The sequence below is a fragment of the Catellatospora sp. NPDC049609 genome (assembly GCF_040675365.1).
Taxonomy (GTDB): domain Bacteria; phylum Actinomycetota; class Actinomycetes; order Mycobacteriales; family Micromonosporaceae; genus Catellatospora.
The window spans coordinates 1-2,089 of sequence record NZ_JBFAOU010000417.1 but is presented as its reverse complement, the minus strand read 5'-3'; the positions used below and the strand labels follow the sequence as shown (position 1 = coordinate 2,089).

General features: G+C 73.1%; 3 protein-coding genes. 1 reads left to right on the top strand and 2 read right to left on the bottom strand.

Annotated elements, in window-relative coordinates:
• Nucleotides 1-53: 53 nt before the first annotated feature.
• The gene (locus AB0J67_RS40780) at nt 54-770 is read right to left on the bottom strand and encodes a 50S ribosomal protein L11 methyltransferase (RefSeq protein WP_363491137.1); all 717 of its coding nucleotides are present in this window, start codon (nt 768-770) and stop codon (nt 54-56) included.
• Between the two features lie 168 nt (nt 771-938).
• Here AB0J67_RS40780 and AB0J67_RS40775 point away from each other — a divergent pair, with 168 nt between their 5' ends.
• Complete coding sequence (locus tag AB0J67_RS40775) at nt 939-1,142, top strand: cold-shock protein (protein WP_363491135.1); 204 nt, start codon at nt 939-941, stop codon at nt 1,140-1,142.
• Nucleotides 1,143-1,209: 67 nt separating this feature from the next.
• On the opposite strand, the gene AB0J67_RS40770 is transcribed toward AB0J67_RS40775, so the two are convergent.
• Nucleotides 1,210-2,089 (bottom strand): S16 family serine protease (locus tag AB0J67_RS40770; RefSeq protein WP_363491133.1); only part of this gene is annotated, 880 nt, incomplete at its 5' end.

Here is a 2,089-nt window from a genome sequence, read left to right as displayed (position 1 = left end):
CGCCCTGGCCGCGGTAGGCGGCCAGGGCGACGGTAGGCGTCCACACGAACGGATCATCGCCGGTGCGGCGCCGCCGGCGGGTCGAGGCGGTAGACGTCGATGCGGCGCAGCTGCGCGTCGGAGAAGGTGAGCTCGCCGTCGGTGTCGTAGCCGGCGAGCCGGACCAGCTGGTCCGCGGGGAGGAAGTCGCGACCGGGGTCGCCGACGAGCACCGTCGCGCCGCGCCGGGCGGCCCGGTGCAGGAACGGCAGCACCCGGGTGGCCATCTCGGCGCTGTAGAAGACGTCACCGGCGAGTACCAGATCGGCGGGGGAGCCGTCGTCGTCGCCGACGAGCAGGTCCTCCTGGCTGCCGGTCACGTCCACCCCGTTGGCCTGGCCGTTGAGCAGCGCCGCGGCGACGGCGTACGGGTCGGTGTCGTTGACGGTCACGGTGGCGGCGCCGGCCAGGCCCGCCGCTATGCCGGCCAGACCGGAGCCCGCGGCGAGGTCCAGCACGTGGCGCCCGCGGGCCGTGGCGGGGTTGTCGAGCACGTACCGGGCGACCGCCTGCCCTCCCGCCCAGGCCGAAGCCCAGTAGGGGACCGGCAGAACGTCTTTGGCCTCGGCCTCCATCCTGGCCCACCACACCACCGCGTCCACGGCGAGGTGGAGCCGGATCTCGGGCACCAGGGGCACCGGCGACAGGCACAGCCGGTCGAGTGCGGGGTGCTGGGGCGGTAGCGTTTTGCGCTGTAGGTCCTCAAGCGCGCTCTCGATTAGGGCCGTCACCCGTTCAGGATGCCCGCTCGAGCGCTCAGGCAAGCGTCGAATCGCCCACTTCACCGGCAAACCTCACCCCGATGGCGTCCGGCACGCTAGGGTCAGCGGGAGAGTGGGGCAATTGACGCGCCGCGCACGGCGGCGCGCTGCAGTAGACGCCCCGTGAGAGGGATTCGCATGGCAACCGGCACCGTGAAGTGGTTCAACGCTGAGAAGGGCTTCGGCTTCATCGAACAGGACGGTGGTGGTGCGGACGTGTTCGTCCACTACTCCGCCATTTCCGGTGGCGGCTACCGCGAGCTCCACGAGGGCCAGCAGGTCGAGTTCGAGATCACGCAGGGCCAGAAGGGCCCGCAGGCGGCCAACGTCCACCCGCTGTGAACCGCTGACGCATAGCGAAGGGCGCCTTCTCACCGAGGAGAAGGCGCCCTATCGTCTGTCTGCCGCGTTACGCGGCGGCCAGCGCCGGCGCGGCCGGCGAGGCGGTGTCGTCCGAGGCGGTGCCGCCCGCGGCGGGCTCGGCCGGGCGCAGGGCCAGGGCGAGCACGTCGGCGACGTCGGCCAGCACGTGGATCTTCAGGCCTTCGCGTACGTCCGCCGGCACGTCGTCCAGGTCCGGCTCGTTGCGGGCCGGGATGATCACCTCGGTGAGGCCCGCCCGGTGCGCCGCCAGCAGCTTCTGCTTGACGCCGCCGATGGGCAGCACCCGCCCGGCCAGCGTGACCTCGCCGGTCATGCCGAACTCGGGCCGCACGGGCCGGCCGGAGGCCAGCGACGCCAGCGCGGTGACCATGGTGATGCCGGCACTGGGGCCGTCCTTGGGCACCGCGCCCGCGGGCACGTGCAGGTGGATCCGCCGCCCGGCCAGCGCGTTGGGGTCCAGCCCCAGCTTGCGGCCGTGCGAGCGCAGGTACGACAGCGCGATGTGCGCCGACTCCTTCATGACGTCGCCGAGCTGGCCGGTCAGGGTCAGCCCCGGCTCGCCCTCCATCGAGGTCGCCTCGATGAACAGCACGTCACCGCCGGTGCCGGTGACCGCGAGCCCGGTCGCCACACCCGGCACCGCCGTGCGCTCGGCCGACTCCGGCGTGAACCGGGGACGGCCCAGGAACTCCTTGAGGTTGTCCCGGTCCACCTCGACCCTGGCGGACTCGGTCGCCTGCTTGACGGCGACCTTGCGCAGGATCTTGGCCAGGGCCCGCTCCAGCTGGCGTACGCCCGCCTCGCGGGTGTGCTCGGCGGCGATCGCGCCCAGCGCGCCGTCGCTGACCGACACCTCGTCGGCGGTCAGGCCCGCCCGGTCGAGCTGCCGGGGCAGCAGGTGGTCG

Excerpts from the sequence above, each read along its gene's own strand:
- AB0J67_RS40775 (WP_363491135.1), top strand. The coding sequence starts at position 939 with ATGGCAACCGGCACCGTGAAGTGGTTCAACGCTGAGAAGGGCTTCGGC.